A 26412-nucleotide genomic window follows, 5' to 3' on the forward strand; every position below is an offset into this window, starting at 1 on the left:
CCCTCGCCCTGCTCCTACTGCTGCTCGGTGTTGCGCCGGTTGGCGATCATGTCGGTCGAGGTGGCTCCGGCCCAGACGCGGACGCTGTCGATCTTGCCGGGGAAGTAGCGCGAGGCAGCCCCGTTGATCTTCGCCCGGCCGATCTCGAACGCTCCGCCGCCCTGCCAGGGAGCCGAGTAGCTCACGCCGTCCTCGTCACCCATCAGAGCGCTGTCGACGTACAGCTTCAGCCCGCCGAGGTCGGAGGTGTCGTCAGGGTCGGCCGCCGCCTGGGCGTCGTAGACGACCGTCAGCATGACCGGGACACCCAGCTGGGCCGTGGTCAATGCAGTGGACTCGCTCTCGGTCCACACCGCCCCCGTGCCGTCCTTGTCGGGACGCCCGAACGTCCACCGCCCCTGGGTGCTGCCGGCCGGCTGCTCGTACCAGACGCCCCAGGAGGACTGGCTCGTGCCCGACTGGCCGAACACCTGCACCATGTACGACTTGCTGGTGTCGGCGAGCTTGGCGGGATCCAGGGTCACCCAGGCGGTCGCGGTGAACGAACCGGAGTCGTCGACGATGGGGCCGGTGACGGTGGCGTACGCGCTGGTGCCGTTCAGGGTCATCGTCTGCGTGGTGGTGACCTCTTCACCGATCTCCGGGTCACCGGTGGTGAACTGGGTGAGCGCGGCCCCGTTGAGGGTGAGGTTGCGACCGAAACCGCTGGTGTCCTTGACCGTGGTGCCGGTCGCGTTGGCCATGTCGGTGGCGTCCCACCTGGCGACGAGCGCGGGCACCGGGTCGCCGGCGGTGCCGTCGCTGAGGTCCTCGTCCTCCAGCCATGCCTCGTGGGCGACCTCGGTGTCGGCGAGCGCGCGGGACCAGACCTTCACCTCGTCGATGGTTCCGGCGAAGTTCTCCTTGCCCGTCGCGGCGTGCCACAGCCGTCCGACCTGGAGGTTCCCGGACGCCTTCCACGGCGTGGCCGTGAACGGCGCCGGATTGCCCTGCGGGACACCGTTGACGTAGAGCTGGAGGGTCTCGGCCGCGGCGTCATAGACGCCCACCAGGTGGGTCCAGGCGTTCAGGACGGGCGGCTTGGTGCCGATCGAGCGGACGATCTCGGGATCGGTGACGTCCGTCTTATGACGGTTGAAGACCCAGGCGTTGTAGGCCGTGGAGTAGTACAGCTGGAACCCGGAGGCGTTCGTGCCCGCCTGGGACAGGACGGTGTAGTTCACGTCCTTCTTCGCCAGACGCGCCCACGCCGAGACGGTGAAGGACTTGGTGGTGTCCAGCACCGCACCGGAGGTGGACAGGTACGCGCTCGTGCCGTTGAGCTTCGCCGCGCCCGGGCCGCTGCGGGCCAGGGTGTCCCAGGTTGCCCCCGAGGAGGTCAGCGGGTGCTGGGTCGCGGTGGTGGCGTCGGTGAGGGCGTTGTCCAGGTGCCAGATCCCCGAGGGCTGCTCGGCGCCCTTCACCAGGAAGCTGTAGTAGCCGGTGAACGAGCTGTGGCTGGCAGCGTCGAAGCCCCAGACCTGGATGGTGTTCTCACCAGGCTGGTTCGGCGTGATCGTCCGGGTATGGGACGCACCCTTGGCGACGGGGATCGGGTCGGAGACCTTGCCGCTGTTCAGCTTGTACTTGTAGGTGACGACATCCGACTGGATACCTGCCGTGGTGGGGTTGGTATCCCCGGGCGTGAAAGTGAACTTGCCCGGCATGCCTACTCCGCCTGCGGCAGGGTCGGTCTCGGCCGGCTTGTAGATGCCGTCCGCGCTGGTCACGACCGGTGGTGGCGGCCAGTCGGTGTCGATGCGGAAGTAGCACCAGGACGACCACGCCGAGTCCAGGACACCGGTGGCGCCCCGGTCCGTCTTGTAGTACGCCTGCGTCTTGACCCGCATCCGGTAGTCCGTCTGCGCCGGCAGCGCATTGGTCGTCGCGGTGCGGGCGGCGTTGTCGGCCACCCAGGTGCCGTCCGGGGAGGCTTCGTACCAGGCGCGGCTGGAGCCGTCGGCCTTCCACACCTCGAACATCGCGCGCAATTGGGCGTTGGAGCCGTCGGCCGACTGCACCGTCGCCAGCATCTTCGGCGTGGTGCGGTCGGTGGCGAATGGCTGCGTCGAGGCGTTGCAGGCCCGCCCTGTCGTGCCCTGCTGCACACCGTACGAGGTCGGCTTGGACGGGTAGGACACGTACGTCACCGACAGCTTGGCGTCATTGCGGAACCGCGCCCAAGAGGCGCCGCTGGACTCGTCGTGCGCGGTCAGCGAGAAGGTGATCGCCGGTTCCTTCTTCGACGCGTAGGACGCGAGGGTGGTCGTCAGGTTCTCGTTGGTCTCCTCGCCCACGTTGTCGCTGAAGCGCACCCAGTTGGCCGGCTGCGGCGGAGTGCACAGGCCGCCCCGCCCGTAGGCCACATTCCGGTCTCCCATCAGGTCCACCCCGGTGGGGCGCGACGACCAGGTGGTGCTGGAGGAGATGCCCTTGTCCACGCGGCTCAGGTCGTACCAATGCGGGTCACACGTGAACGTCCACTCCTGGTACACCTCCATCGTCGCGTCCAGGACCTTCTTGCCGTGGATCGACGACAGCGGGTACTCGAAATACATGCGCTGGGTGTACGGGCTGTTGGAGCAGAGGTAACCCGCGTAGTTGGAGCAGCGCCCCACGCCCTTGTCCCCGTCGAACTCCCAGTACTTGGTGCCGTTGGAAGCCAGGGCTGTCCAGTCGCCCAGCGCGATGCTCTTGGTCGGCGGGTCGATGTAGAGCGGGAAGACGGTGTTATCTCCGTGGAGCAGTCCCGGGTCAGGCGTGATCTCCAGGGTGGTGCCGGTGACCTTCAGTGGGATCTCGGTCGCCGCGTCACCGTTGCCGGGGCCCTCGGAAGGAGCCGGTTCGCCCTGTGCGTCGGCCAGCGGGGCCGTCTCCGGCTCGCTCTCGCTCTCCGTCGCGGCTGAAGAAGCAGTGCGGGCCAGCTGCGTGGTCAGGCCGGCCGCGGTAGTGCCAGTGGCCGGGGCGTTACCGGCCGAATCCCACATCCGCCCCGCCGGGCTATCGAACACTGGGGTGCCGTCACCGTCTCGGGCGACGAAACCGCCGTCAGCCGTCGGGGCAATATCCAGGCCGCCGCCGGAGACCGTCATCCTGATCGTCGCGAGCGCCGGATTCTTAGCCGCCTCCGCGGTCTTGACCACGAGTACCGAGGTGTAGCCGGAGCTCAGCGCGGTCATCTTCAGATCGACGTCTGGGAGCACACCAGGGTAGGTAGCCGTGTCGCCGTCGAGCCGAGGCTCGGGGAGCGCTGTGGGCCAGCCAAGCTGCAGTTCGTGCCCCTTGTCCTCGAGTGTGACCAGTCCGTTGCCGCTACCGCCGCCGGAAAAGGTCAGATCAGCCGCCGTATTCTGCGCCCGCACAGAGCCGTCGGCCTCGCGGATGAGCGTGGTGTCGAGAGGGGCCCAGGCGCCGTCGTCCGTTCGGGCACGGACCGGAGCGGCATTCATCTCTTGCGTGAAGGTTCCGTCCGGGTTGGCGAAAACCTGGGACGCCTCAGTGGTCGCGGCATCCACGGCCACCCGCTCACCGGACTCCGCCGCGAGAGCACTCGCCTCCGACTCCGGGGTCTTGTCGGCCGCTGTCGAGGCCGCCGCCTTGTCATCCGCGAGGGCCGGTGTCGCCCCGGCCCCGACAGCCGGAATCGCACCCCCCCAGAAGTGTGACGGCCAGCGCCCCACTCCGCACCGCCTGACGCCAAGTGCGCCCCCGTCTTCGCGTAACCACGCCCCACCCATCCCCTTAAATGTTCATTACAAGGAAGCTGTGAGGATCATGTGTTGACAAAGCAAGCTGGTCAACGGTGACGCACGTCACATTGATGGCCAAGGCGCCCCAAGCGGGGCGGGAGTCTGCAGCGTGCCGCGCACCGCACGGCACCAGGATCGTCCGCCAGGGGTCAATAACGGGCACCGACCAGGAGACTCTCAACGCCTCGTTCGACCATGCGTACACGGCAGTCGGCGGCGGGAGCCGTTTCACGGAGGCGCAACTGACAGCGACCGTAGCCCGAAATCCTCATCACGGAAGGGGGCAAATCGCCCATCAAGCCAGACGGCGCGAGCCCGGCCTGAGCTCGCCCTTCATTGAGTGGTCACTGCACGGGCACGGGCAGGTCATGTTATCTTCACATCCCCTGTGGCACCTTCCTCCCGAGTAAATGGCCCACCGCAGCACCTTCACAGCGGATATCCATGCCATCCAAATACGGGTGTGCCCCGTATTTCCTTGGAGAGCGTGACGATGGCTGCCCCGGCCGTTTCGGTGATTATCGCCGCGTACAATGCGATGCCCTATTTGACGCGTTGCATTACGTCTGTCGCCGAGCAGAGCATCGGCCAAGACGAGCTGGAGATCATCGTCGTCAACGATGGCTCAACCGACGGGACGGCCGAGGAACTCGCGCGCCTCGCCGATGCGTATCCCGGGTTGATCAGCATCTTCGAGCAGGAGAACTCCGGCGGCCCCTCGGCACCTCGTAACGTCGGCCTCGACCACGCCCGCGGGCGGTTCGTGTTCTTCCTCGACGCCGATGATTACCTGGGCCCGGAAGCCCTCGACCGCATGGTGGCCATGGCCGAGAAGAACGGCACCGACATCGTGCTCGGCAAGATGGTGGGCGTGGGTGGACGCGGCTTGCCCATGTCGATGTTCAAGCGGAACCAGCCGAGGACGGATGTCTTCAGCTCGCGCGTCTACTGGGCCCTCAACCCGCTGAAGCTGTTCCGCCGCGAGCCGCTGGAGCAGCATGCGCTGCGCTTCCCGACGGGGCTGCCCATCGGCGAGGACCAGTCCTTCGTAGCCCTGGCATACCTGCATGCTTCGGGCATCTCCGTGATCGCTGACTACGACTGCCTGTTCTGCTCGCTGCGCGAGGACGGAGGCAACGCCACGGTCCGCAACGGGGGCACGGAGCCCCGGTTGCGGTTCCTGCCGGGCATGGTCGACCTGCTCCTCGAGAACGTCCCGCCAGGACCTGGCCGAGACCATTTGGCACACCGGCACCTGACCGTTGAGGTGCAGGAGATTCTCGGCCACATGGCCCGCGAATCCCGCACCGTGCAAGAGAAGGCCCTCGCACGCCTCGCCGAGATCATCGCCCCGCTGTGGCACGAGGGGCTGAACGACCGCCTCTCCGCGATGGCCCGGCTTCGGCTGCACCTGGTACGGCAGGGGATGCTCGACGAGGTGCTCGAACTGATGCGATTCGAGGAGGAGCTGGCCGCAAGCAAGGTGGCCACCCCGGTCGTCGTGGACGGAGGCCGGGCCCTCGCCCGCTACCCCTTCCTCCGTGATCCCGCACGCTCCGTCCCCGACGACTGCTACGACGTCACAGCGCAGCTCGGCGTACGCCACCGGGTCACCCGCGCCGAGCTGTACGGCACCACGCTGTACCTCGCCGGGCACGGCTATCTTCACCGTGTCGCCACCGACGATGTCACCACGGATCTCGTCCTGCGCGAGCGTGGCGGTAGGGAGGAGTTCCGGCTGCCGGTCACGCATACCGCGACGCCCGGACTCGGTGCCGATGAGGACCAGGGGCACTACGTCTACGAGATGGCCGGCTTCGAGGCCGCCGTGGACATCGCCACGGCCGCCGACGGCGGTCCGCTCCGGGACGGGCTGTGGGACATCTCCCTCGCCGTCGGCGCCCAGGGCATCACCCGGGAAGTCCGCATCGGCAGCAAGAGGGCCGCCGGTGTGTCAGGCAAGGCCGCCACACACGTCGTGGACACCACCGAGGGTCCCCGTGCCGCCACCCTCTACACCACCCACCCGCATGGCAACTTCACGCTCGACCTCGGCGAGCAGAAGCACGCCGTACTGCCCCACGTCAGCCTGCACGACACGGTTCGGTGGGCCTCCGACGCCCCCACAGAGCTGGAGTTCACCGGCCGCTGCACGCTCGCCAGCCATCCCGAGGGCGCTCTCGCCGTAATGCTCCACAACGACCGGGGAGACAGCGCCGCCTTTCCCGCCTCGACGACCGAGGGCGCCTTCGTCGTACGCGTCCCTGTCACCGAGCTCCCCGCCGGCATCTGGCATGGGGAACTCCGGCTCGGTAACTGGGTGTTGCCCCTCCCGGAGCTCCCCGGCAACCTCACCGCGGCCAAGTGGCGCCGCCGCGCCCTGCCCTGGTACGCCAAGCCCGCCCCGAACCGCGAGGACGGCTTCGCCCTGCACGTCGCCAAGACCGACCTCCCCGGGGCCGTGACTCGGCGCATCAAGTCCTGACGAGGGAACAGCAGCCTCTGATCCGTCGGATGCCCGGGCAAGACCGGCCGGCTCCTGGGCTCGCGGCGTCGGCACCACCCTCCTCTCCCCGGTCCCGTCACGGTCCTCACCTCGGATCCCGAGGACCTGACAGTGCTGTGCGGCGGACAGGCCACCGTGATCAAAGTCTGGCTGAGCCCCTCGCTGATGGCGCAGTGCTCTCGGCGCAGCCGCTACTGATCCGGCTCGGGCGCCTGGTCGTAGGCGCTCAAGAGCCCTTCGATACGCTGGTTGTTGATGGACTGCCGGTCATACAGACACTTCGCGTACCGGCTCAGAAGGACCTCGACGCTGTTGCCGGCCCGTTGGGCGACCTCGGCCGGGTCGGCGCCCGCGCACAGCCAGGTGGACAGCGGCGAGTGCCGCAGATCGTACGGCCGCTTCGCGAGCGGGGTCCTGGTGAGCGATGGCGGCAGGGCAAGGCCGCGGGTCTCGCGCCACACCCGGTGATAGGTGGTGTAACTGATGATGCCGCCGCGTTCGCTGAAGAACAGCCGACCGTCCTCGGCCGTGCCGAACGTGGCATAGGCCGAGCGCCAGTCACCTGACGCCCCGGCCTCCAGGGTCTTCGGCTCCAGCCCACACCTCACCGCCCCGCCCTGGGTAGAGCCGAGAGAACGTCCGTCAGCAGTGGGAGTCCTCTGGGACTTTTCTGGGACTTCCGGCCGCACCAACGGGCACGAGCGTGAAACAGCCGAAAGGCCATTCGTGCAGGTCAGCGAACCGAGAGCGGTCGTTGCAGCAGGTCACGGCGTCCGCCGGTCTCTTCCGGGACATCTGAGCCGCTGATGCCGCGTCCGGTCCGTCCCGGGTCACCGGTTGGCGAGGCGGTCCAGGTCTGCCCGGGTCCCGTTGAAGACGTCCGCGTTCACCGGGGCCCGGATCCCGTCGTAGAGCGCGGATGCCGTGAACTGCCACATGAGCCAGGTCGTCGAACCGTTCGGCAGCGGGGGCTGGGCGATCGAGTGGCGGTAGTCCGCGAGCTGGAGCGCGTACGAGGAGAAGGCCGTGGTCGAGCCCATGCAGTCGTCCAGGAAGGACCTCTGGGTGTAGATGATCGGCTGGCGGCCGAAGGCCGTCTCGACCCGGTCGAGCCAGTCCGTGACGTCGGCGACCGAGGCGTACGGGGGGCAGCGGCCCGTACCGTCGTCCATGCGCTCCAGGTCGAGGACCGGGGGCAGGTCGCCGGGACGGCCGCCGGTGTAGCCGGTCGCGCGTGCGGCGGCGATGAAGTGGTCCGCCTGCGCGGGACCCGTGGCGCCGGTCGCAGCGGTGTAGAAGTGGTACGGCGCGACCGCGAGTCCGGCCAGCCTGGCCGCTTCGAGGTCGGTGGCGAGGTAGGGGTCCGTGACGTCGAGGCCCCGTGTGGCCTTGACGGTCGCGAACTCGACTCCCGAGGCGCGCAGGGCCTCCCAGTCGATCGGCGCGCCGCCGGGGTGCTGGTACGTGGAGGTGTCGACGCCGTCGACGGGGTAGCCGCCTGGGCGGGGCGGCGTGCAGTACGCGTTCCGGCCGGACCAGCCCTCCAGCTCGGCCCAGGTCTCGGGTCCGACGACTCCGTCCGCGCCCAGACCGGCACAGAGCTGGAACTGCACGACCCGGTTCTCGGTCCCGCCGCCGAAGTCGCCGTCGATCACCAGGGGAGTGTGACGGCCGGGCTCCATCGCCAGGTTGAGCCGGCACTGCGCCTCTTTCACCTCGACGCCGTCGACGCCCCGCCGCAGGGTCGGGCGGGCGTCGGTGTGTCCGCACACGGCGGCCTGGGGGGCGGTCGCCGTTCCCCGGGGGGTGCAGGTACGGGGCTCGGCAGCCCAGGTGTTGAGGGCCGCCCATGTCAGCGGGCCGATGGCGCCGTCGGCGGTCAGGCCCGCGCAGCGCTGGAACACCTTGACGCGTCCCTCCGTGGCGGGACCGAAGGCGCCGTCCACCGAGATCGGGGTGTGCGCGGAGGTTTTCGTCGCCAGGTTGAGTTCGCACTGCGCTTCGAGCGTGGGTGCACCGGTGGCGCCGATCCTCAGCTCGGGCTGCGAGGTGGTGTGTCCACAGACGGCGGTCGCGCCCGCGGTCATGTCCGCTTCCGGGAGGGCGTGTTGGGCCGCGCCGACCGCCGGGGAACCGAACAGCAGCGTGACCGATGCCGCGGCGAGGGCGAACGTCTCTCTGAGCATTCTTCGTCCCATGCGTTCCTCCTGGTTCTGGAGACGTGCGGGGACCGTGATCAGCGTGAGACAGCGCGGCGCGGGCGTACGCGGGGTGCGAGCGCGGCTCAAGGATCCGCGTCACGCTGAAGGACGAGCGCGCCTGCCTCACCTCCCCCGTGAGGAGGTGAGGCAGGCGCGTACGGGTCAGTCGCCGACGGAGCCGGCGAACTCCGCGAACGCGGTCCTGGTGCCCGGGCCGGCGATCCCGTCGATCGGTCCCTGGTAGCCCCAGACGTCCTTCAGGTACCGCTGGAGCGCCTTGATCGTGCCGGGGCCGGCGATCCCGTCGATGGCGTCCTTGTAGTCCCAGTTCCGCAGGTGGCGCTGGAGCGCCTTCCAGCTGTTGGTGCCCAGCAGCCCGTCGATGGGGCCGGTGTAGCCGTAGTGCGTCGCCAGCCACATCTGGAGGTTCCTGGCCTGCGCGCCGGTCAGGCCGAGGTTGTTCGTCGCCAGCGTGCCGACGGCCTCGGTGCTCACGCTCGGCTGGGCGGCCGGTGCGGATGCCGCGAAGCTGGTGCCGGCTCCCGCGAGGGTTCCGACCGCCAGCCCGACGACGGCGGTGGCGCTGACGATCGACCTCGTCATGACGCTCGGTCGCATGCGTTCTTCCCTTCGTTCAGGTGTCGCGGCGCCTTCGCCGTTCGATGACGAAGGCGTGCCCTTGGTACGAGTGATGTGCGGGGTCGAACCGCATCCTCGACTCCCGTGCGGTTCAGGGGAACCTGGAACCTTTCAGGGACGCGGAGGTGCGGGGATACGCCGTACTGCTCCGCCTTGAAGCGCGGACGGGCGGCGCGTTCAGCAGCTGTCGGCCCAGTGGTGGGAGCGGATCTTGTAGGTCCCGGCCAGGTTGCCCGCGACGCCCGCCTTGGTGCAGCCGACGCGGTCCGTGTAGTCGGCGCCCTTGTAGTAGATGACCACCATGCCGCTCCTGCCGTTGTTGAAGACTGACCTCACATTGGAGTCGTCGGCCCAGGAACAGACGGTGGCGCCCTTCTGCCAGTCGGGGTCGTAACCGGTCCAGGCGCACTTCTGCCCTGTGCCGTAGGCACCCGTGAAGAAGCAGACCTCCGTCTGGCCGCAGTCCGAGTAGGCGGCGTGTGCCGGCGAGGCACCGGTACCGATGCCGAGTCCGGCGAGCAGCGAGGCTCCCGCGAAGAGGGAGGCTTTGGTGCGCAGTGCTCGTATTCGCTTCATGGTCGGTCCAGGTCCCTCAGCTCTGTGGAGTACGACGGCATCCTCGACTCCGCGGCGAGCACCCGGAACCTGAAATGTTGCAGGGTCGGCCGCACCGGCGAAGTCGCGGTGCCGAGCGCCTGTGGCCAGGGCATTGACGGGCCCGGTCCCCGCTCTTACTGTAGCGACCATTCCAGACCATCGTGTAGTGGTCACTTCAGGAAGAGCTCCCCATGGACACTCCCTCATGCGACGCGCCCCGCGGTATGCGACGGCGCGGAGTACTCAAGGCCGCGGTGCCGCTGGGCGCCGCGGCGGCCGCTCTCGGTACCGGCGCCGCGCGGGCCGACAGCGAGGCGGCCGGCCCGGCCACGGTCCTGCCCTCGGGCCGGTACCGCATCGACGTGCACTGCCATATCGTCCCGGGCTTCTACCGCACGTCACTCACGGCGAACGGGATCACGGAGATCGGCGGCGTCCCCGTCCCGGCGTGGAGCCCGACGCTCGCGGTCGGGTTCATGGATCGCTACGGCATCCAGACGCAGGTCGTCTCCGTGTCCGAGCCGGCCGTGACGTACCTGCCCTCCCTCGGTGAGCGAGTCGCGATGGCCCGGCGCCTCAACGACTACATGAGCCGGGAGCTGGTGCACACCGACACGGCTCGACTCGCGGGACGCTTCGGGGCGTTCGCGGTGCTGCCGCTGGGCCCGGAGCCCGGCCGGGAGGACGTCGCGGCCGCCGTGGCGGAGGTCCGGCGGGCGGTACGGGAACTGAGGCTGGACGGCGTCGGCATCTTCAGCAGTTACGGCGGGGTGTATCTCGGGGACCCCGTCCTGGAGCCGCTGATGCGGGTCCTCGACGAGTTGGGGGTGATGGTGTTCATCCATCCGGTGACCCCGCGGCACTACCCCGACCTGGGCCTGCCGCCGTTCCTCTACGAGTTCACCTTCGACACCACCCGCGCACTGGTCAACATGCTCTACAAGGGCGTGTACACGCGCCGTCCGAACATCCGCTGGCTCGCCGCGCACGCCGGGGGCACACTGCCCTACATCGCCTTCCGGACCAGCCTGCTGACGATCACCCCCGCGCTCGCCCAGACGCTGGGCATCGCGGGCGCGGACGACAGCAGCCCGGCCTTCCGCGAGCTCTTCTACGACACCGCGCTCTCGCACGCCCCGCAGTCGATGGAGGCCGTAAGGGAACTGGCCGGCACGCGGCACATCCTGTTCGCCACCGACTGGCCCTTCAGCGGACCGCTGTACCCGGCGGCCGGGGACCCCGCGCCCCAGCTCGACGAGACCTTCCCGGCGAGCGAGCGTCTGAAGGTCGAACGGTCCAACGCCCTGGCTCAGTTCCCCGCGCTCGCCCAGCGGATCGGGGTCTGAGGGGCATCCGCAGACTGGCCGGGCCCCGCCGTGTCAGTCGGCGCCCGCGCCGGTCAGTACCCGCCTCCTCCAGGCCGGCCGCCCGGCCGCCGTCTCCTCGGCCGTGTTCGGCCTCCGCCCGACGCGGCTGCCCAGCAGGCCCAGGGCGAAGCCCAGCGGTATCGCGATCAGGCCAGTCGAGCGCAACCCGATCCAGTGGACGTCGGCATCGGGCAGCAGCGAGGCCGGGGTGCCGGTGAAGGCGGCGGAGGAGACGTACACGGCGAGGGTGGCGACCAGACCGCCGTACACCGTCCACTGCAGGCCCGTGCGGTTGTACCGGCTCCAGAAGAGGGAGTACAGGCACGCGGGCAGGACCGTGGCGCCGGACAGGGTGAGCGACAGCTGGACCAGGGACTGCAGGTCGCGGCCCTGGACCGCCACGGCGAGACCGATGCCGAGTGCCCCGACGGCGACCGCCGCCCAGCGGGCCGTACGGATCTCACGGCCGGCGGAGAGGCTGCCGCCGCGCACCGCTTCGGCGTGGACGTCGTGGGCCAGCGCGGCCGCCGCCGTGAGCGTGATGCCGGCGACCACCGCGAGCACGGTGACGAAGACGGTGCACGCCACCGCCGTGAACAGCACGCTGCCGCCCAGCCCGGAGGTGTCGCCCTCCAGGGCGTCGGCCAGCAGCATCAGGGCCGCCTGGCCGTTCGGGTCGGCCGAGCCGATGGCGGCGCCGCCGACCACGCCTGCGGCGCCGAGCCCGGCGATGACGACGAAGAGGCTGTAGACGCAGACGAGGACGACGGTGTGGCGGGCGGCCCTGCGGGCGGCCGCGCCGTCGGCGGCCGAGTTGACGCGCATCACGATGTGCGGCATGCAGCCGCCGCCCAGGACGATGCTGAGTTGCAGGGAGAGGAAGTCGAGGCGGCCGGTGAGGGAGTCGCCCATGGCCTGGCCGGGCTCGAAGTAGCCGTCCGCGCGGCCGCTCCCCGCGGCGGCGGCCTGGAGCAGCGCGTTCGGGCTCCAGTCGTAGTGGGCGAGGACCAGGACGGCGAGCGCGGTCATGGTGGTGAACACCACGGCCACCTTCAGGATCTGCACCAGGCTGGTGCCCTTCATCCCGCCGAGCACGGCGAAGCAGATCATGACGACCCCGATGAAGACCGTGCAGACCTGCTGGGCCCCGGGTCTGGGCAGCCCGATGAGCAGCGCGGTGGCCTGGCCCGCCCCGGACAGCTGGACCACCAGGAAGGGCACGCAGAAGGCGAGGGTGGCCGTCGCGGCGGCGATCCGGGCGGCGGCGCCGGGGGCGCGCAGGGCGAGGACGTCGCCGAGGGTGTAGCGGCCCGCGTGGCGCAGGGGTCGGGCGAGCAGCAGGAAGCCGCCGACGGCCAGGCAGGTGCTCACGGTGGCGGTGACGCCGTCCTGGCCGGCGAGGGCGACCAGCCCGCAGCTGCCGAGGAGGGTGGCGGCCGATATGTAGTCACCGGTGAGGGCCAGGGAGTTCTGGAAGGGGGACAGCGAGCGGTCGCCGGTGTAGAACTCGGCCGCGCGGTCCGTCTCGGGTCCGGCGAGTACACACAGCAGCAGGGACAGGCCGATGAACGCCAGGAAGGCGACCAGCATCATCGCCCGGTCGCCGGTTCCGGCCGGGCCCGCGGCGAGTGGCAGGGCGGGCAGCGCGGTCACCACCGTCTCTCCCCGGCGGGGACGGTGATCTGAGCCCGTACATGGTCCACCCGCGGATCCGTGTGGTGCCGGGAGGCCCGGTCGTACAGCCAGGCCGTCAGGATGAGGAGCGTCGCCTGTGCCAGGCACAGCAGCGTGCCGAAGGCCGGGCCGCCCGGCAGTCGGGGGGCGAGCAGATGGCCGTTGCCGGCGGCGGTGAGGAGGGCGGGGAGGACGAAGGCGGCGGCGTTGACCGCGACGAAGCGGCGGCCAAGGCCCGCCTGGACGGCGCGGATCCGGTCCAGTTCGCTGTCGAGGTCGAAGGGCGGGGGCGGGAGGGACATCGGGGAGCCTTCACGATCGGGACGTGTCTGATACGGCGTCATGCGGGTGGCGTCGTAGTGGTGGCGATGTAGTGCTGGCAGCGATGGTGCCGGTGAGGGCACGGCCGGGCCGGACCGGAGGGGAGACCGGTCCGGACCGGCCGTGGGTCGGGGGGCGGGGGTCAGTCGTCGGGGATGCCGGCGCCGCTGAGCGCCGGGACGGTCCGCTCCGGGCGGGCGAGGGAACGGGCGCCGAGGCGGAACTGGTCGAGTTTGTCGACGATCGTCTGACCGACGGGAGTGTGGCCCCAGACGCTGATTCCCTGATGCACACCCGGTTCCCAGACGGCCTCGTCGATGACGACGGGGTTCCAGCCGACCTCCCACTCGAAGCCCGAGGGGGTGCGGGCGTAGTAGGAGAGTTCCCTGTCGTTGGTGTGCCGGCCGACGGACAGGGCCATGTCGAAGCCGAGTTCGTGCACGCGGTCGTAGCTGCGGGCGAGGTCGTCCAGGGTGTCCACCTGGACGTTGAGGTGCTGGACGCGGGTGCGGATCGGGTCGATGGGCAGGCCCCGGACGGCGGCGATCGCGATGGAGTGGTGGCGTTCGTTGACCCGCAGGAAGCGGATCCTGAGCTTGACGCCGCTGATCGTCTCTTCGATGTAGTCGGTGAGGCGGGCGTCGAAGACGGTGTTGAAGTAGCCGCGCATCAGGGTCGGTCTGGCCGAGGTGATCGCGACATGGCCCATGCCCGAGTCGCCCGTGACCCAGCCGGACGCGAGCATCCGCAGGGGCTCCGGGGAGAGGACCGGGGTGGTGTAGATCTCCTGGGTGAGGCCCTTGGGGCCGGGGAAGCGCAGGAGGCGTTCGACGCCGCGCATCCCCGCCTCCTCGGCGGTGCCCTCGACGACGGGGACGCCGTGGGCGCGCACCCGGGCCTCGATCTGCTCGAAGGCGGCGTGGTCGTCGAGGTGCCAGCCGATGGCGACGACGTCCTCGGCGGGGCCGCGCCGCAGCAGGAAGCGGCACTCGTGGTCGTCGAGGCGGAAGCGCATCAGGCCGGTGTCGAGGTCGTCGTGGTGCATGCCGATGGCGTCGGTGCCGAAGCGGCGCCAGTCGGCGAAGCGGTTGGTCTCGATGACGATGTAGCCGAGGTGGACCGCGCCGAAGACGGACGCGGCGTCGTACCCCTGGTGCGCGTTCGCCGACCTGTACGCGGTCATCGGCGGCCTGCCAGGAAGTCGGCGCAGATGCGGTTGAACAGCTCGGCGCGCTCGAACTGCACCCAGTGCCCGGTGTTGGCGACCTCGTACAGGTCGCAGTTGGGCATGCGGTCGGCCAGCATCCGGCCGCCGGAGGGCCGGTTCACCTTGTCGGCCGCGCCCCAGAGCACCAGCGTCGGTACGGGCAGCCGGGACAGTCGGTCGTCGCGGGTGAAGTCCATCTTCCACAGCGTGCGCAGCGCGTTCGGACCGGACGGGCGGCGCAGCGGCGGGGCCGCGATCACCTCGGGGTCGATGCTCGCCTCGTAGCGGGCGTCGATCACGGAGTCGGGGACGTCGGCCGCGTTGAAGACGAGGTGGGTGCGGATGAACTTCTCCAGCTTCAGCCGGGTGGGGCCGTCGCCGGAGTAGTAGTTGAGGAGGCTGTTGAGGCCCGGGGTGGGCAGGGCGCGGGTCGTGCCGATGCCGCCGGGGCCCATCAGCACCATGCGCCCGACGCGGTCCGGTGTGTCCAGGGCGAGGCGCAGGGCGCAGGCCCCGCCGTAGGAGTTGCCGACCAGGTGGGCCTTGTCCAGGCCGAGTTCGTCGAGCAGGCCGCGGATGCCGCGGGCGAGGTGGCCGAACGGGTCGGCGCCGTCCACGCCCTTGGTGCTGCGGCCGTAGCCGGGCAGGTCGGGGACGATGACCCGGTACTCCCTGGCCAAGGCGGCGATGTTCCGGGTGTAGTTGGAGACGCCGGAGGCGCCGGGGCCGCCGCCGTGCAGCAGCAGGACGGGCGGGCCGTCGCCGGTCTCCGCGACGAAGATCTTCTTGCCGAGGACGTCGAGCAGCGACTCCCGCATCGGCGGGGGTGCGGTGTGTGTGGTCATGGCGTTCCTTGGACGGCGGTCGAGGTGGCCGGACGGGCTGCCGGTGCGAATCCGGGCGGGGGCGGCGGGAGTTGGGCGCCGACGGGGGCGGCGGCGTAGACGTAGGCGTCGGGGCGCAGGGCGAGGGTGCCGGTGCGGCGCTCGGCCATCCAGGGCAGCAGCACTCCGTCGTCGTCGACGACCGCGCCGCGCGCCGGTCGCGACCCGGCTGGCAGGACGGTCAGGCAGGGGACGCCGGCGCGGTCCCACGCGGGCTGCGGGGCGGGCGGCCCGCCGCGCAGGAGCAGCCAACGGCCGGCGAGTACGTCGTCCAGGCGGACCCGGGTACCGTCGGGGCCGGTCACCCAGGGCTGGGGAACCTGGTGGCCGGAGGCCTTGGTCCGGGGGCGGGCCTGGAAGCCCTCGGCGTAGTGGGCGACGGGGATCCAGTTGGAGTCCTGCAGCCAGCCGCCGAAGCCCGGTATGCGGTTCAGGACCGGAAGCACGGAGTCCCGGACCCGGGTGAGCGCCGGCTGCCGGTTGGTGATGATCCGGCCGACGAACACGGCCCGTCTGGTGATCTCCTTGACGTGCGGTTTGCGCTCCGCCTCGTAGCTGTCGAGCACCGGCTCGGGCAGTTCGCCGCGCACCACGGCGTCGAGTTTCCAGCACAGGTTGGCCACGTCGCGCACTCCGGCGGCCATGCCCTGGCCGATCCACGGCGGCATCGCGTGGGCGGCGTCCCCGGCGAGGAAGACCCGGCCTACCCGGAAGCGGGCGGCAAAGCGGACGTGGTGGCTGTAGACGGTGGCGCGCAGGATCCGGATCTGGTCCTTGCCGATGCCGTACCGGGACACCATCGCGTGGATCGCGGCGTCGGTCGTCAGGTGTTTCTCGTCGTCGCCGGCCAGGATCGGGAACTCCCAGCGGTGGTGCCCCAGCGGCGTCGGGCAGTCGACCGCCGGGCGGGCCGGATCGCAGCGGAAGCGGAGCCGGTCGTGGTCGGGCCACGGCTTGAGCATCTTGGTGTCGACGACGACCCAGCGGTCCTCGTACGTCCGTCCCTCGTAGCCCACGTTGAGCTGCGCGCGGGTCAGGCTGGAGCCGCCGTCGGCCGCGATGACGTACTTCGCGCGCAGCCGTCGTACGGAGTCGTCGCCCGTGCCCACGACCGTGAGCTCCACCCCGTCCGCGTCCTGGCTCAGGCGCAGGCACTCGTGCCGCAGCAGCACCTCGACATGGGGGTAGCGGTCGACGCCCTCGCGCAGGACCTGCTCCAGCGCGGGCTGGTAGATGAACATCTGCGGCGGATGACCGTGGCCGCGCGGAGTGGGCTGCGCGCTGAGGAAGGCGCGGCCCCGCGCGTCGACGAAGTCCAGGGGCCGGTCGGCCAGCATGTCCTGCTTCAGCCGGTCGGCCAGGCCGGCGCGCTGCCAGATCCGGATGACCTCCTCGTCGGTGGAGATCGCCCGGGCCCGGGAGAAGATCTCGGCGTCGCGCTCCAGCACGACGACTTTCAGGCCCGCCGCGCCCAGCAGGTTCGCCGCGGTCACCCCCGTGGGCCCGTACCCGATCACCGCCACGTCGTAGGCGCTGTCCTCGGCTCTGCTCCCGGCCCTGTTCCCGGCATCGATCTCACTCACCAGGCCACCTCACTGTCGTCCCTGTCGCGGCACTGTCGTCCCTGTCACGGCTCTTTGTTGTAGCGTTTACTCCAATTGGAATGTTCGCTACGGTAAGCTCGACGTCAGGGACGGTCAAGTGCCCGTACGACGGAAGGGCGTCTCCCCATGACCAGGCCGCAGGCGGCGCGCAAGAAGCGTGCGAACGGGTTGGAGTCCCGGCAGCGCATCCTCGACGCGGCCGTCGAGATCGCGGGCGAGCGCGGGTACGAGGGCACCTCGATCGCCACGGTGAGCGCCCGGTGCGGGCTGCCGGCGAGCTCGATCTACTGGCACTTCAAGGACAAGGACGACCTGATCGCCGCGGTCATCGAGCGCAGCTTCGCGGCCTGGCTCACGGCCGTCGAACTGCCCGGTGACACAGCCGGCACTCCACTGGAGCGGGTCATGGCGATGGCGGCGAACGTCGCGAGATCCCTGGTCGAGGCCCCCGACTTCCTGCGCCTGGGCCTGATGCTCGCCCTGGAACGGCGCCCTGCCGAGCGCCGGGGCCGGACCGTGTTCCTCCAGGTGCGCGACCTCTCCCGGCAGCGGATCGCGGACATGGTCAGCACCCTGTTCCCGGCCCTGGACGAGGAGGCCGTGCGCACCCTCACCGCGTACGCCGTGGCCGGTGCCGACGGACTGTTCGTGCACCGCGAGGTGGCCGGCGACCGGGTCGACCTGGTGGCGATGTTCGAGATGCACGCACGGCTCGTCCACGACGCGGCCGTCCGCATGGCGGCCGGGGCCGGTCCGACGGATCAGCCCGGCGCCGGGAAGCGGCCACCTTCGGCGGGCCCGGACACGACCGGGGGTCCCCCCGCCGCGGGAGGGCGTGCCGGCCTGGTCCGCCGTACCGACCCGGGGGGCGAGGGATGAGCCTGACCTACGTACAGCGCGAGGAGGCCGCCCGGATGCTGCGCGAGGCGGAGCACCACGCGGTGCCGATCGAGCCGCTGTCGGCCCTGCTGCCCGGCCTCGACCTGGCCGGCGCCTACGCCCTCCAGCGGGACAACGTCGCGTGGCGGCTGGCCGACGGGGCCTCGGTCATCGGGCACAAGGTCGGCCTGACCGCCAATGCGATGCGGCGGCTGCTCGGCGTCGACGAACCCGACTTCGGGCATCTGCTGGACGACATGGTCCATCGCGACGGCGCCCCGGTCTTCGCGGCGCACTACTGCCGGCCCCGGATCGAACCGGAGATCTGCTTCCACCTCGCCGAGCCGCTGTCCGGTCCCGGCGTCACCGTCGAGGACGTGCTCGCGGCGACCGACGCCGTGGCGCCCGCGCTGGAGATCGTCGACAGCAGGATCCGCGACTGGAGGATCACCCTCGTCGACACCGTCGCCGACAACGCCGGTTCCGCCGGCCTGGTGTGCGGTCCCTGGACCCGTCTGCGGGACGCCCCCGACCTGACCGCCGTCACCGCCGACCTGATCGTGGACGGCGAGCGGGTCGCGTCGGGCAGCGGGCGCGAGGTGCTGGGCCACCCTGCGGCCGCGGTCGCCTGGCTGGCCAACACCCTCGCGGCCTTCGGTACGGCGCTGGAGCCGGGCCAGGTGGTGCTGCCCGGCGCCATGACCACCGCCCCCTTCGTCAGCGCCGGCCAGAAGATCGAGGCACGCTTCGGTGGCCTCGGATCGGTGTCGGTGACGTTCGTCTGACCGCCCGAGGAGAGCGCACGTGCTTCCTGCCCCGCAGCGTTCCACGGGCGCCGCCGCTTCCGAGACCGTGCCGCACCGACCTGAGCGCCGCGAGCCGCCGTGAGTCGGGCCCGCCGATTCCCTCCGCGCCCCGGACGGGACCAGGCCCGGACCAGCCGCCCCTCTCCCCGGGCGCTCCCCCTCCCCTCCTTCTCCCCCTCCCCCGAGAAAGCCGAGTGAGCCACGCATGACCACCGCACCCCGCCGGATCGACGTCCACCAGCACCTCGTCCCGTCCCTCTACCGCGACGTCCTCGCCCAGGCCGGCATCACCGAGGCGGGCGGCCGCGCCCTGCCCGACTGGAGCCCCGAGACGGCCCTGGAGCTGATGGACCTGCTGGGCACCGAGACGGCGATCCTCTCCGTCTCCACTCCGGGCACCGGATTCCTCACCGACCCCGAAGCGGCCGTCGGCCTGGCACGGCGGCTCAACGACTTCTCCGCCTCCCTCACCGCCGAACGCCCCGCCCGCTTCGGCTGGTTCGCCACGCTGCCCATGCCCGACGCCGACGCGTCGGCGCAGGAGGCCGAGCGGGCCCTGACCGGGCTGGGGGCCGACGGGGTCACCCTGCTCGCCAACAACCAGGGCCCCTACCTCGGCGCCGACGGCCAGGATCCGCTGTGGCGGGTCCTCGACGAGCACGGGGCGGTCGTACTGGTCCACCCGGCCGACCTCCCCGCCCCCGCCGTCGACGGCATCCCGCCGTTCGCGGCCGACTTCCTCCTCGACACGACCCGCGCCGCCTACCTGCTCGTCCGCAACGGCATCCCGCGCCGGTACCCGAACATCCGGTTCATCCTCAGCCATGGCGGCGGCTTCCTGCCGTACGCCGCCCACCGCATGGCCGTCGCCCTCGCCAGTGACACCGGACGCAGCCCCCTCGACATCCTGGACGACTTCCGCGGCTTCTACTTCGACACCGCCCTCTCCTCCAGCCCCGCGGCCCTGCCCACCCTGCTGGCGTTCGCCCGCCCGGGGCACATCCTGTTCGGCAGCGACTGGCCCTTCGCGCCCACGGCGGCCGGCCAGTACTTCGCCAACGGGCTCGACGACGGCGTCGATGCCGGCACCGTCGCGGCCGTCAACCGCACCAACGCCGAGGCGCTCTTCCCCCGGCTGGCCGGGGGCTCCCCCGCACCGGTCCCGCCCCGTCCGCTCCCGGACCGGCTGCGGCAGTCGGCGCGGCGAGCCGGTGCCCGCGCCTTCTTCAAGCTCATCCAGCCCGGAACCACAGGAACCTCCGGGAACACACGAACCCCCGGAAACACCGCACACAACTGAGGTACTCCCCATGAGCCCCACCCCGCGACTCCCCGCCGGCCGCCGTGGGGCAACTCCCCGCCGAGGCCGCCGAGTCCGTACGACACTCCGCGGCCGCCGGCCTCCACGTCGCCGACACACTCGGCACCCGGGGTGGCGCGGCACTCGCCGACGGTGTCAGAGCGGCCTTCATGGACGGTCTGTCCGCCTCCCTGGTCGCCGTCTGCCTCGTCGTCCTCGTCGCGGCGATCGGCTGCCTGTTCCGGGCGCCGAAGGCACCGCCGACGTCGGACTGACGAGGGGGTGGCGGGGCCCGCGGCCATCCACGGGCCCCGCACGGGTACGGCGGCCGCCCGCCGGTTCCGAGCGCGTCCGGCGCCGACCCCGATGTCCTCCCCGTCCGGCGGGGCCTCAGGCGTTGACGCCGTCGGCAGGAGCAGGACCACACGCCGGCCCGAAGCCCCCCGTACCTACTCGACGACCGGTACCGGGAACTCGGCGGACCCGTTCAGTTCGGCCCAGACCGTCTTGCCCCGTCGGGCGTGGCGTGTCCCCCATTGCCCGGCGAGCTGGGCGACGAGGAGCAGGCCGCGGCCGCCCTCGTCGAAGACCCTGGCCCGGCGCAGATGCGGGGTGGTGCTGCTGGCGTCGGAGACCTCGCACAGGAGGGTGCCGTCGGGGGTACCTCCCGCCCCGCCAGGGGGCTGGGGGAGGATGAGCCGCAGGCTGATCGGGGAGCGGCCGTAGCGGATGGCGTTGGTGACCAGTTCGCTGACGACCAGTTCGGCGATGAAGTCGAGTTCCGCCAGGCCCCAGGCGGCCAGTTGCCGGGAGACGTCCGCACGGGCCCGGCCCACGACCGCCGGGTCGGCCTCCAGGTCCCAGGTGGCGACCCGGTCGGCGCCGAGCACATGGGTCCGGGCGAGGAGCAGGGCGATGTCGTCGTTCGGGCGCAGGCCGGGAGAAGGCAGCAGGGCCTCCAGCACATTGCCGCAGGTGGCCTCCAGGGAGGGCGCCGGCCGGGCCAGGGCCTGCCGCAGCGTCGCGAGACCCGCGTCGGCGTCAAGGGCGCGAGCCTCGATCAGCCCGTCGGTGTACAGGGCGATCAGGCTGCCTTCGGGCAGCTCGGCCTCCAGTGTCTCGAAGGGCAGGCCGCCCAGGCCGAGCGGCGGGCCGGGCGGCAGTTCGAGGACGTCCGCCGTTCCGTCCCGGATCACCACGGCGGGCGGCACGTGCCCCGCGCGGGCCAGGGTGCAGCGGCGGGACACGGGGTCGTAGACCGCGTACAGACAGGTGGCGCCGATGTCTCCGCCTGCCTCGGCGTCGTACTCGGGGTCGGGGGTGGGGCCGGGATCGGAGTCGGGGTCCGGATCCGACTCGGCGCCGGGGTCGCCGCCCGTGGACGCTTCGGCGGACAGGCGCAGGACGACGTCGTCGAGGTGGGTGAGGAGTTCGTCGGGCGGCAGGTCGATGTCGGCCAGGGTGCGCACGGCGGTCCGCAGCCGGCCCATGGTGGCGGCGGCACGGATGCCGTGGCCGACCACGTCGCCCACCACGAGGGCCACCCGGGCGCCGGACAGCGGGATGACGTCGTACCAGTCGCCGCCCACCCCGGCCTCGGAGCCGGCCGGCAGATAGCGGTAGGCGACGTCCACGGCCGACTGCCGCGGCGCGTACCGCGGGAGCAGGCTGCGCTGGAGCGTGAGCGCGGTGGCCCGGGCGTGCGTGTAGCGGCGGGCGTTGTCGACGGCCACGGCGGCCCTGGCGACGATCTCCTGGGCGAGCAGCAGATCCTCGTCGTCGTAGTGCGCGGGGTTGCCGTGCCGGTGGAACTCGGCGACGCCCAACGTGGTGCCCCGCGCGCGCAGCGGCACCACCAGGGTCGAGCCGCCGCGCGGGGGGTCCGGGGTGTCCGGGGCGCCCCGGGCTCCGCCGTGCCGGTGCCGGGAGGGCCGCCCGGTGGCCAGGGCGTGCGCCGACGGTGATCCGTCCGGGCAGGTGTGGAGCCGCCGCGGTGCGATCGTCGGTTCCGGCCCGGCCCTCACCCCCGCTCCCCGTGCCATCCGGCGCAGTACGTGCGGCCCCTCCCCCGCGCTGTCCTGCCCCCGGAGCACGGCGTCGAGCAGGTCGACCGTGACGAGGTCGGCGAAGTGCTCGGTGGCGAGGTCCGCCAACTCCTGTGTGGTGCGGGCGATGTCCAGGGTGGTGCCGATGCGCAGGCCCGCCTCGTTCACCATCGCCGACCGCCACCGCAGCCGCCGGTCCCGCTCCTCCTGGAACGCCACGACCCCCTGCTCCGACACCCGGTCGACATACGTGGTCGACATCGCGATCACCTCGCGCGCCGCCACGCTGACCTGCTCGGGATCGTCGCTGAGCCGGGGCAGCTCGGCGAGCAGCCGGTCCATGACCAGCCCCTGCGCCAGCCGGAAGGCACGCAGCATGGTGCTGAGGGGCGTGCCGTGCCGGGCCAGTCCCCGCGCGCGTTCCACGTCGGCGGGCGGTGGCTCGATCAGGCTCGCCTCGATGCCGTACTCAAGGCCGAACAACGCGGCGGCGAGGTGATCGACGATGTTCTCGGAGGCCATCCGCGCCACATCCGGGTCCTCCCACAGCGCGGGAAGTTCGCGCCGCAGGCACTGTTCCAGTTCGGCTCTGAGTTCGTCCGCGCGCGAGCCGAGCTCGTGCGCCGCGCGCGACACCAGACCGCCGGCCGTGGGCTCCACACTGACGACGTTACGCCGCCCGCGCGGGTCCCTCCGAGCGGTACGGACGGATGCGCCCCGGCCGGGGTGTCAGGCGGCTCCGCGCAGGACCCGGGACAGCCCCAGTGCCGCCGTCCGTACGGCGGGCGCCAGCTGGGCCGGGCTGAACCGGGAGCGCGGCACCGCCACCGAGAGGGCGGCGACCGTGCTGCCGCCGGCGAAGACGGGGGCCGCGATGCAGGCCACTCCGAGGGCGGCCTCCTGCTCCTCGTAGGCCAGACCGGAGACCTGGATCTTCTCCAGGGCCATGCGCAGTCGGCGCGGGTCGGTGATCGAGTGGGGCGTGAGGCTCGGCAGCGGCCGGGACAGCACCTCCTCGGTCAGCTCGGCGCCGGAGAAGGCCAGCAGGGCCTTGCCGACGCCGGTGCAGGTCAGCGGCAGGCTGCCACCGATACGGGAGGGCAGCTGGAGGGCCTCGTGCCCGTGGATCCGTTCGAGGTACACGATGTCCATGCCCTCCCGCACCCCGAGGTGGACGGTCTCGCGGGTGGCCTCGAACAGGTCCTGGAGGAACGGCAGGGCCGCCTCGCGCAGATCGAGCCGGTGCGGCACCAGCGAGCCGAGCTCGAACAACTTCGCCCCGAGCCGGTACCGAGGGCCCGAGCGCTCCAGCCAGCCCAGCCGGACCAGGTCCGCCGCCAGCCGGTGCACCGTGGGCTTGGGCAGGCCCGTGCGCTTCGCGAGTTCCGCCAGACGGTACGAACCGCCGCTCGGGCTGAAGCACTCCAGGATGTTCGCGGCCTTTTCCAGCATGTTGCCGCCTGAGCTGTTCCGTGTCACGGAACAAAGTTTGTCGCTTCGCGCGGACCCTGTCTATATCGATGTCAACCCGCTCCCTCTCCCTTCCCCTGGAGGTATCCCGTGTCGACCGCACTCGACGGCGTCCGCCCGGACCCCGCCCCACCGGCCGTGGTCAAGGCCGCCGACCTGCTGGCGGAGGCCGCCCGCACGGGGACCGCCTGTCCTGCGGTGCGTGACCTGTTCGACGGCGGCGGAGATCTGGCGACCGCGTACGCCGTGCAGCAGCTCAACGTGCGGCGCGGCCTGGACGCCGGCCGCCGGATCGCCGGCCGCAAGATCGGCCTGACCTCCGTGGCCGTACAGCGCCAACTCGGCGTGGACCGGCCCGACTTCGGCGCCCTGTTCGCGGACATGGCCGTACCGGACGGTGGCGAGGTGCCCGCCGGGCGGCTGCTCCAGCCGAAGGTCGAGGCCGAGGTGGCGCTCGTGCTCGGGCGGGACCTGCCGGACCGGGAGTGCACGGTCGTGGACGTCCTGCGCGCGGTCGACTTCGCGCTGCCCGCGCTGGAGATCGTGGACAGCCGTATCGCCGGCTGGGACATCTCCCTGTTCGACACGGTCGCCGACAACGCCTCCTGCGGCCTGTACGTCCTCGGCGCGACCCCCGTACCGCTCACCGCCGTCGATCTGCGGACGGTGACGATGGCCATGACGCGAGGCGGCGACACCGTCTCCGAGGGCACCGGCGCCGACTGTCTCGGCAGCCCCCTGAACGCGGCGGTCTGGCTGGCCTCCGCGCTCGCCGAGCGGGGCGACCCGCTGCGCGCGGGCGACCTGGTGCTGACGGGCGCGCTCGGGCCGATGGCCCCCGCGGCCGCGGGTGACGTGTTCGAGGCCCGTATCTCCGGTCTCGGTTCCGTGCGGGTCGGCTTCGCCCGGGAATTCGCCGAGGAAGGGGGCACGCTGTGACCACCAAGGTCGCCATCATCGGCTCCGGCAACATCGGAACCGACCTCATGATCAAGGTCCTGCGGCTGTCGGAGACCCTGGAGATCGCCGCGCTGGCCGGGATCGACCCCGCCTCCGACGGTCTGGCCCGCGCCCGCCGGCTGAAGGTCGCCACGACCCACGAGGGCGTCGAAGGGCTCGTCGCACTGGACGAGTTCGCCGACGTGGAGATCGTCTTCGACGCGACCTCGGCGGGCGCCCACCGCCGTCACGACGAGGTGCTGCGCCCGCTCGGCCGCACGCTCGTCGACCTCACCCCGGCCGCCCTCGGCCCCTACGTCGTCCCGCCGGTCAACGGCGACGCCCACCTCGACGCCCCGAACGTCAACATGGTCACCTGCGGCGGCCAGGCCACCATCCCGGTCGTCGCCGCCGTGGGCGCGGTCACCCCGGTCCACTACGGCGAGATCGTCGCGTCGATCGCGTCCCGCTCGGCCGGGCCCGGCACCCGCGCCAACATCGACGAGTTCACCGAGACCACGTCCCGCGCCGTCGAGCGGGTCGGCGGCGCCGCACGCGGCAAGGCGATCATCGTCCTCAACCCGGCCGAACCCCCGCTGATCATGCGGGACACCGTGCACTGTCTGGTGTCCGACTGCGCGACCGAGGCGGTCACCGCCTCGGTCGAGGAGATGGTCGGCCGGGTGCAGGACTACGTCCCCGGCTACCGGCTCAAGCAGAAGGTGCAGTTCGAGCGGGTGGCGTCCGACGACCCGTTGCGCACCCTCGCGCCCGGCGCGGGCGAGGCGCTGAAGGTCTCCGTCTTCCTGGAGGTGGAGGGCGCCGCACACTACCTGCCGGCCTACGCCGGGAACCTCGACATCATGACCTCGGCCGCGCTGCGCACCGCGGAACGCATGGCCGCCCTCCCCCACTCCCGGCTTCTCCCCCACTCTCGACTTCGCTCGAGCGGGGGGACCCCCATGACCGGGAGGACCCCCACCGCCACGGAGGTGGCCTCCCGATGACCCGTCTGTACGTCCAGGACGTGACCCTGCGGGACGGCATGCACGCCGTCCGCCACCGCTACACCGTCGACCAGGCCCGCGCCATCGCCGCCGCGCTGGACGCCGCCGGCGTGGCCGCGATCGAGATCGCCCACGGCGACGGCCTGGCCGGCTCCAGCATCAACTACGGCATCGGCGCCCACACCGACTGGGAGTGGATCGAGGCCGTGGTGGACGCCGCGCGGCACGCGGTTCCCACCACCCTGCTGCTGCCCGGCATCGGCACCCTGCACGACCTCAGGCAGGCACACACCCTGGGCGTCCGCTCGGTGCGCGTCGCCACGCACTGCACCGAGGCCGACATAGCCGCCCAGCACATAGCCGCGGCGCGGGAGTTGGGCATGGACGTCGCCGGGTTCCTGATGATGTCCCACCTGGCCGCACCGGCCGAACTGGCCCGCCAGGCCAGGCTGATGGAGTCCTACGGCGCCCACTGCGTCTACGTCACCGACTCCGGCGGCCGCCTCACCATGGACGGCGTCCGCGACCGGTTCCGTGCCTACCGCGACGTCCTCGACCCCACGACCGAGCTGGGCATCCACGCCCACCACAACCTCGCCCTGGGCGTGGCGAACACGGTCGTCGCCGTCGAGAGCGGTGCCGTCCGGGTGGACGCCTCGCTCGCGGGGCAGGGCGCGGGCGCCGGGAACTGTCCCCTCGAAGCGTTCGTGGCAGTCGCCGATCTCATGGGCTGGGACCACATGTGTGACCTGTTCCCCCTGATGGACGCGGCCGACGACCTCGTACGGCCCCTCCAGGACCGCGAGGTCCGGGTGGACCGCGAGACCCTCAGCCTCGGCTACGCGGGTGTGTACTCCAGCTTCCTGCGGCATGCGGAGAGCGCCGCCGCGCGCTACGGCCTGGACACCCGCGGCATCCTCGTCGAGGTCGGCCGCCGGGGCATGGTCGGCGGCCAGGAGGACATGATCACCGACATCGCGCTGGACCTGGTCGGCCGCGCGGAGACCGACCGGGCCGCTTCCTGACCCCCGACGCACCGCGCCGCGTCCCTGCCGGTGGGCAGGGGGGGGGGGGGGCCCGGGGGGGTTGGCCCCACCAGGAAAGGAAAGAAGGGAAAAAACCCCAACACCAGGGACCCAAACAAGAAAAACCCCCGAGCAGGCTTTCCCCCCCCCCCC

At 71.5% G+C, this 26412-nt stretch carries 20 protein-coding genes and 1 pseudogene; 9 read left to right on the top strand and 12 right to left on the bottom strand.

All coding sequences use genetic code 11. The annotated features are described in order from the left end of the window. Positions 1 to 14: 14 nt before the first annotated feature. The gene (locus ACFU95_RS41855; protein WP_383840005.1) at positions 15 to 3488 is read right to left on the bottom strand and encodes a LamG-like jellyroll fold domain-containing protein; all 3474 of its coding nucleotides are present in this window, start codon (positions 3486 to 3488) and stop codon (positions 15 to 17) included. 793 nt (positions 3489 to 4281) lie between these two features. On the opposite strand from ACFU95_RS41855, the gene ACFU95_RS41860 reads away from it, so the two are divergent. Continuing rightward, the gene (locus tag ACFU95_RS41860) at positions 4282 to 6273 is read left to right on the top strand and encodes a glycosyltransferase family 2 protein (RefSeq protein WP_383840114.1); all 1992 of its coding nucleotides are present in this window, start codon (positions 4282 to 4284) and stop codon (positions 6271 to 6273) included. A gap of 212 nt (positions 6274 to 6485) precedes the next feature. Here the strand turns inward: ACFU95_RS41860 and ACFU95_RS41865 are convergent, their stop codons facing one another. From ACFU95_RS41865 to ACFU95_RS41880, 4 genes are all read right to left on the bottom strand, one after another. Continuing rightward, positions 6486 to 6902 (bottom strand): hypothetical protein, encoded by a 417-nt coding sequence (locus tag ACFU95_RS41865; protein WP_383840008.1) that lies wholly within the window; start codon positions 6900 to 6902, stop codon positions 6486 to 6488. Between the two features lie 222 nt (positions 6903 to 7124). Then, a complete protein-coding gene (locus ACFU95_RS41870) occupies positions 7125 to 8492 on the bottom strand; it encodes a GH25 family lysozyme (RefSeq protein ID WP_383840011.1) in 1368 nt (455 codons plus the stop codon). Positions 8493 to 8657: 165 nt separating this feature from the next. Beyond that, positions 8658 to 9113, bottom strand: coding sequence for a peptidoglycan-binding domain-containing protein (locus tag ACFU95_RS41875; protein ID WP_383840014.1), 456 nt, complete (start codon positions 9111 to 9113; stop codon positions 8658 to 8660). Positions 9114 to 9311: 198 nt separating this feature from the next. Then, positions 9312 to 9710 carry a peptidase inhibitor family I36 protein gene (locus ACFU95_RS41880; RefSeq protein WP_383840017.1) on the bottom strand — a complete coding sequence of 133 codons (399 nt, stop codon included), beginning with the start codon at positions 9708 to 9710 and terminating at the stop codon, positions 9312 to 9314. Between the two features lie 212 nt (positions 9711 to 9922). Between ACFU95_RS41880 and ACFU95_RS41885 the strand changes: the two genes are divergently transcribed. Continuing rightward, positions 9923 to 11077, top strand: coding sequence for an amidohydrolase family protein (locus tag ACFU95_RS41885; RefSeq protein WP_383840020.1), 1155 nt, complete (start codon positions 9923 to 9925; stop codon positions 11075 to 11077). A 33-nt stretch (positions 11078 to 11110) separates the two neighbouring features. On the opposite strand, the gene ACFU95_RS41890 is transcribed toward ACFU95_RS41885, so the two are convergent. The 5 genes from ACFU95_RS41890 to ACFU95_RS41910 all read right to left on the bottom strand — a co-directional run bounded on the left by ACFU95_RS41890 (position 11111) and on the right by ACFU95_RS41910 (position 16767). Further along, positions 11111 to 12751, bottom strand: a complete 1641-nt coding sequence (locus ACFU95_RS41890) for a cation acetate symporter (protein WP_383840023.1) — start codon at positions 12749 to 12751, stop codon at positions 11111 to 11113. Beyond that, the gene (locus tag ACFU95_RS41895) at positions 12748 to 13074 is read right to left on the bottom strand and encodes a hypothetical protein (RefSeq protein ID WP_383840026.1); all 327 of its coding nucleotides are present in this window, start codon (positions 13072 to 13074) and stop codon (positions 12748 to 12750) included. The genes ACFU95_RS41890 and ACFU95_RS41895 overlap by 4 nt, the downstream gene beginning before the upstream one ends. 161 nt (positions 13075 to 13235) lie before the next feature. Continuing rightward, positions 13236 to 14276 carry a VOC family protein gene (locus ACFU95_RS41900; protein WP_383840029.1) on the bottom strand — a complete coding sequence of 347 codons (1041 nt, stop codon included), beginning with the start codon at positions 14274 to 14276 and terminating at the stop codon, positions 13236 to 13238. After that, complete coding sequence (locus tag ACFU95_RS41905; RefSeq protein WP_383840032.1) at positions 14273 to 15145, bottom strand: alpha/beta fold hydrolase; 873 nt, start codon at positions 15143 to 15145, stop codon at positions 14273 to 14275. The genes ACFU95_RS41900 and ACFU95_RS41905 overlap by 4 nt, the downstream gene beginning before the upstream one ends. Continuing rightward, positions 15142 to 16767, bottom strand: a complete 1626-nt coding sequence (locus tag ACFU95_RS41910; RefSeq protein WP_383840035.1) for a bifunctional 3-(3-hydroxy-phenyl)propionate/3-hydroxycinnamic acid hydroxylase — start codon at positions 16765 to 16767, stop codon at positions 15142 to 15144. The genes ACFU95_RS41905 and ACFU95_RS41910 overlap by 4 nt, the downstream gene beginning before the upstream one ends. Before the next feature lie 147 nt (positions 16768 to 16914). On the opposite strand from ACFU95_RS41910, the pseudogene ACFU95_RS41915 reads away from it, so the two are divergent. The 4 genes and pseudogenes from ACFU95_RS41915 to ACFU95_RS41930 all read left to right on the top strand — a co-directional run. Further along, positions 16915 to 17532, top strand: a pseudogene (locus ACFU95_RS41915) (TetR family transcriptional regulator); the annotation flags it as partial. Between the two features lie 131 nt (positions 17533 to 17663). Beyond that, on the top strand, positions 17664 to 18452 hold the full coding sequence (locus ACFU95_RS41920; RefSeq protein ID WP_383840038.1) for a 2-keto-4-pentenoate hydratase: 789 nt from the start codon (positions 17664 to 17666) through the stop codon (positions 18450 to 18452). 226 nt (positions 18453 to 18678) lie between these two features. Next, positions 18679 to 19773 (top strand): amidohydrolase family protein, encoded by a 1095-nt coding sequence (locus tag ACFU95_RS41925; RefSeq protein ID WP_383840041.1) that lies wholly within the window; start codon positions 18679 to 18681, stop codon positions 19771 to 19773. Between the two features lie 44 nt (positions 19774 to 19817). Next, entirely contained in the window at positions 19818 to 20048 is a 231-nt protein-coding gene (locus ACFU95_RS41930; RefSeq protein WP_383840044.1) for a hypothetical protein, read from the top strand. A 174-nt stretch (positions 20049 to 20222) separates the two neighbouring features. Here the strand turns inward: ACFU95_RS41930 and ACFU95_RS41935 are convergent, their stop codons facing one another. Together ACFU95_RS41935 and ACFU95_RS41940 are read right to left on the bottom strand one after the other, a co-directional pair. Further along, a complete protein-coding gene (locus ACFU95_RS41935) occupies positions 20223 to 22478 on the bottom strand; it encodes a SpoIIE family protein phosphatase (RefSeq protein WP_383840047.1) in 2256 nt (751 codons plus the stop codon). A gap of 69 nt (positions 22479 to 22547) precedes the next feature. After that, positions 22548 to 23270: an IclR family transcriptional regulator gene (locus tag ACFU95_RS41940; protein WP_383840116.1), complete on the bottom strand. Its 723-nt coding sequence runs from the start codon at positions 23268 to 23270 to the stop codon at positions 22548 to 22550. Between the two features lie 108 nt (positions 23271 to 23378). Here ACFU95_RS41940 and ACFU95_RS41945 point away from each other — a divergent pair, with 108 nt between their 5' ends. Genes ACFU95_RS41945 through dmpG form a run of 3 tightly spaced genes read left to right on the top strand, consistent with a single transcriptional unit; the run spans position 23379 to position 26259 of the window. Then, positions 23379 to 24227: a 2-keto-4-pentenoate hydratase gene (locus tag ACFU95_RS41945; protein WP_383840050.1), complete on the top strand. Its 849-nt coding sequence runs from the start codon at positions 23379 to 23381 to the stop codon at positions 24225 to 24227. Beyond that, positions 24224 to 25234, top strand: a complete 1011-nt coding sequence (locus tag ACFU95_RS41950; protein WP_383840053.1) for an acetaldehyde dehydrogenase (acetylating) — start codon at positions 24224 to 24226, stop codon at positions 25232 to 25234. Before ACFU95_RS41945 ends, ACFU95_RS41950 begins: the two co-directional genes overlap by 4 nt. Then, a complete protein-coding gene (gene dmpG / locus ACFU95_RS41955; RefSeq protein ID WP_383840056.1) occupies positions 25231 to 26259 on the top strand; it encodes a 4-hydroxy-2-oxovalerate aldolase in 1029 nt (342 codons plus the stop codon). Before ACFU95_RS41950 ends, dmpG begins: the two co-directional genes overlap by 4 nt. Positions 26260 to 26412 lie beyond the last annotated feature (153 nt).

The organism is Streptomyces sp. NPDC057623 (assembly GCF_042800355.1).
Lineage (GTDB): Bacteria > Actinomycetota > Actinomycetes > Streptomycetales > Streptomycetaceae > Streptomyces.